4 protein-coding genes are annotated in these 4,248 nt (G+C 40.4%); 1 reads left to right on the forward strand and 3 read right to left on the reverse strand.

Annotation, left to right across the window (positions count from 1 at the left end; genetic code table 11):
* Positions 1–748 precede the first annotated feature (748 nt).
* Positions 749–3,226 carry a hypothetical protein gene (locus NT010_16925; GenBank protein MCX5807726.1) on the forward strand — a complete coding sequence of 826 codons (2,478 nt, stop codon included), beginning with the start codon at positions 749–751 and terminating at the stop codon, positions 3,224–3,226.
* A 128-nt stretch (positions 3,227–3,354) separates the two neighbouring features.
* Here NT010_16925 and NT010_16930 read toward each other — a convergent pair whose 3' ends face one another.
* The 3 genes from NT010_16930 to NT010_16940 are packed head-to-tail and all read right to left on the reverse strand — an operon-like array spanning position 3,355 to position 4,031.
* Positions 3,355–3,609, reverse strand: a complete 255-nt coding sequence (locus tag NT010_16930) for a GIY-YIG nuclease family protein (protein ID MCX5807727.1) — start codon at positions 3,607–3,609, stop codon at positions 3,355–3,357.
* On the reverse strand, positions 3,610–3,774 hold the full coding sequence (locus NT010_16935; GenBank protein MCX5807728.1) for a hypothetical protein: 165 nt from the start codon (positions 3,772–3,774) through the stop codon (positions 3,610–3,612).
* Positions 3,775–3,788: 14 nt separating this feature from the next.
* Complete coding sequence (locus NT010_16940) at positions 3,789–4,031, reverse strand: YheU family protein (GenBank protein ID MCX5807729.1); 243 nt, start codon at positions 4,029–4,031, stop codon at positions 3,789–3,791.
* Positions 4,032–4,248: the final 217 nt, after the last annotated feature.

A 4,248-nucleotide genomic window follows, 5' to 3' on the forward strand; every position in this document is an offset into this window, starting at 1 on the left:
CAACGATTATATCCATGTGACCCCTCCTTATTGGAATGACTACATGGATATTCTTACTATAAAAAGGAGGCATCTGGCGACATTTTCATTCCTTTTTGTGCCGACAAGTCGGCATGTGTGTTTGATTTAGAATTGGAATAATGCGTGCAAGCAGCTTTGCTGTTCCTTGAAAGGCAGGGATTATCAATAGAAGCGTGTCTCTTCCATCATTATTGGTATGATTTTTTATAACACGTACAACTAAATAGCCTGTACAAACAAGACAGCCAAGGATTACGCTTTGCAAGCAACTACGCTCATGGGTTCTGAAGACCGTAAAAATGAAAGCGCAAAGGGTGACCCGCTCCTTGCCACCATGTTACAATAATTGTCGTAACCTACACATATTGTATGAAATGACCTACGTGCATTGTATTATATATCCTACATACAATAAAATATAATTGTTATACGATGTTAACTAATTCTGATAAAGCTAAACCGCTGGTGACGACAGGACGGAAAGCCAAAGGGTCTCAAAGGTATTTCTTCTCGGTTATCCAACGTAGATACTCTGGCTGGCGATTCATAACAGAGTATTTGATGCATAAGAATTGATTTTTGTAATCAGAAGCTGGTATGTTTTATAGAAATGATTTGTCCGGACATGATGAAAATGCGGGAACCCTGTATCAATATCGCTGACAGTATGTTCCTCGACTCCGGCCTGACAGGACTGCAAAAGACATGAATAAAATGAGGTAAAGCATTGAAGAAGATAATGTTTCTTATGATGTTGATTTGCGGAATATTTATCGTATCAGCAGACGTAGGTGCAATAAATTATACGGTAACAGACCTTGGCAGCCTCGGTGTAGCAAACAGTGCTGCATATGGCATCAACAACACCGGCCAGGTGGTTGGATATTCAGCTACCTCAGGCGGTTCAGACAACGCCTTTCTCTACTCCAATGGAACCATGAAGAACCTTGGTACCCTTGGCGGAACATGGAGTGCTGCATACGGCATCAACAACGCCGGCCAGGTTGTGGGGTATTCAACTAATACTTCAGGCAATTCTGCAGAAAACGCTTTTCTCTACTCCAATGGAACCATGCAAAACCTTGGTACCCTTGGCGGAACATGGAGTGCTGCATACGGCATCAACAACGCCGGCCATGTGGTGGGGTCTTCACAGATTTCAGGCAATTCAGCGCACAACGCTTTTCTCTACTCCAATGGAACCATGCAGAACCTTGGTACCCTCGGCGGAAATTACAGTTATGCAAACGGCATCAACAACGCCGGCCAGGTGGTGGGGGCTGCAAATACTCCAGGCGATTCAGCAACAAACGCTTTTCTCTACTCCAATGGAAACATGCAGAACCTTGGTACCCTCGGTGGAACACACAGTTATGCAAACGGCATCAACAACGCTGGCCAAGTGGTAGGGTTATCATATACTTCAGGCGGTGCAGCAAACGCTTTTCTCTACTCCAATGGAACCATGCAGAACCTTGGTGCCCTTGGCGGGACATACAGTCAAGCATACGGCATCAACAACGCCGGCCAGGTGGTGGGGTCTTCATATATTAGTTCAGGCAATACAGCACAAAACGCTTTTCTCTACTCCAATGGAACCATGCAGAACCTGAATAGCCTTGTGCTTCAGGGTTCTTTTAACGGTACCCTTTGGGAGGCCAGAGCCATAAACGATAAAGGACAGATAGCAGGCTATGCAAACATTAACGGACAGACGCGTGCTGTTTTGTTGAATCCTGCTGCAGTAATCCCTTCAACCATTACATTAGAATCAAAAATTAGCCCTCAAACCAGCAATACAACCGTTTCTACTGCTGTAAACAATGCCAGATTGCAGATAATGGCAATGTATCTAAATGCTTCCAACAGCATGGAAATTCTTGATGTCAGTGGCTCCGGTGATACGAAACAGTTCATAAAACTGGGATCAAATATAAATAAATTTAATCCTGATAAGGATACTATTGTGATTACACATGGATGGAATCCAGATGGATCCAGCACATTACCTTCATGGATAACAGGTATGGGTAATAATTTCATAAAACAGAATCAAGATGCCAATATTATTGCCTGGAACTGGCAGGAAAGAGCTGGAGGAGGAATCGGTTCTATTCCATATAAAGAAGTTCCGGGAGAAGGTTTAGTGCTTGCTTCTTTTTTAAATGGTATCTTGGGAAATGACTACGGTAAAAATATTCAGATTGTCGGCCATAGTCTTGGTAGTGGAGTTGCAACCTGGGCAGCAGATTCATTGCAAAACAATTATAATAAAAATGTTACACGTTTGACCATTCTGGATGGTCCGGAAAACGGTGCTGCCAGACTTGATCTGGATAATTTATTGAATAAAATAAAAAGCTCAACTTTGATTGAAAATTTTGTATCACGATATGGTGTTTTTTATACAGGTTTTCGTTCCGATGGTGCACCTATTGTCCAAAATATTAAGCTATTTCCACAATCTTACAATTATTCAGGGCCTATTGACGAACACTCCTATTCATATGATTGGTACAATAAGACGATCAATAATTCCGTTACGGTAGGCTATAAAGACAGTTACAGCTATTCCTCAAGTTATCTTTTGCAGAATAAAGTTAATGAATACCAATTATCGGCTCAATCCGGACTCCCAATGCCCCCGATTGTATTTTCCATTCCTATAGGGCAAGAAAGTCAGAGAAATAGTGTTTTCAGACTCCTTGATAAAGTTTTTGAAGATGAATATGCTTTGTATAATTTGGTAAATTCTTTGAATAGTCTTGGAAAAGCATATGTTGTTAATGCTGCTGAATTTGCTTATCTCCATTTATTCTCTAATTCCCCGGTGCTGGTCAGCATGGGGATTAATCTGCCGGCTGATGCACAATATATGGCCTTTGATTTGAACATATTTGAGAAGCATACCGGAGATATATTTGCACTTTATTGGAACGATACCCTCATCACATCGTTTTATACTGAAAGTTTAGCTTTGAATGAATGGCGTCGTATTAACGGAATAGATTTTAAACAATACGCTGGAACAGAGGGGACATTAACGTTTGGTCTTTTGACACAAGAGGATGGAATCCAATCTCAAATAGGCATAAAAGACATTGAATTTTACAATTATCAACCCGTCCCCATCCCATCAGCTATATATCTCCTTGCCCCCGGCCTTCTTGGCCTCGTAGGGCTTAAGAGGAAATATCTGGGGTAACAATCCACTAATAATCATCAAGGCAGGGTTAGAAATGGCTCTGCCTTTTTTATTTGTCATTCCATAAGGAAATACCACTTGTAATCTTGCACTCTGTTCAAAAATCCATTTTCGTTTGTTACAGGAAGTTAGGTGCGGTTATGAGTGACCATTTCAATTTTATTCTCCTTCGGCACTTGCTTAACGATATATTCCAATCTCATTGCCTCAGATTTACTCATCATAGATGATGTTGCCACAAGGCTGAAAGGTAAATGTGCCCTTACGTATTTACTCCCTTTTCCGGACTTATGGGCGTTAAGCCTCTTTTCAAGATTATTAGTTACGCCACAGTATAGTGTACTGTCGCTGCATTTCAGGAGATATACAAGCCAGTTATCCATTTATAATTTTGCTTCCTGTCTCCTCGAACCATTGTTTATACTCTTGTTAATATGGATTTCCTTCACAAATTCACCTTTATTATTATAAAAGAAAGCGTAAGCCTTAACGTCTTCTTCGAAGATTTCCATGGAATAACCGGAACTTTCTTGTGTATCTCCTGCCATCTACTCTTAATACCTCATATCTTAATCTTTTTCAAAATCGGGTTATCTGCCAAAAATATATTGGTAGTCTCAGTCTTGTCATCAAAAACAAGAACTGCTAATCCCTTTTCAAGTTTACTTTTTACCTGCATGAATTTTGTTTCAGGAGAAGCTTCTTTCTCACCGTAATCAGTGCCGTCTCTTGAAACAAATTCTTCAATAACACCTTGTAAGGCTTCAGAGCTTAATTTATTTATTGGAATTATATGGATCGACATTTAAGTATTCTCTTTTTCTTAGTCTTTTTCCGTGGAATTCGTAGAATTAGGGTCAGCCCTAGGTCACTAGGTCAGTAGGGTCAGATACTGTCATTAATGTCAAGCCCAAAACTCTCCTTTTTTAGTTTTTTTATCATACATCACGATATGGTACTTTACCCTTATATACAGCATGTGCGATAAGAAGCAATTTTCTCATTGCAGCAATAACGGCCAG

The sequence above is a fragment of the Pseudomonadota bacterium genome, from assembly GCA_026388275.1.
Lineage (GTDB): Bacteria > Desulfobacterota > Syntrophorhabdia > Syntrophorhabdales > Syntrophorhabdaceae > JAPLKB01.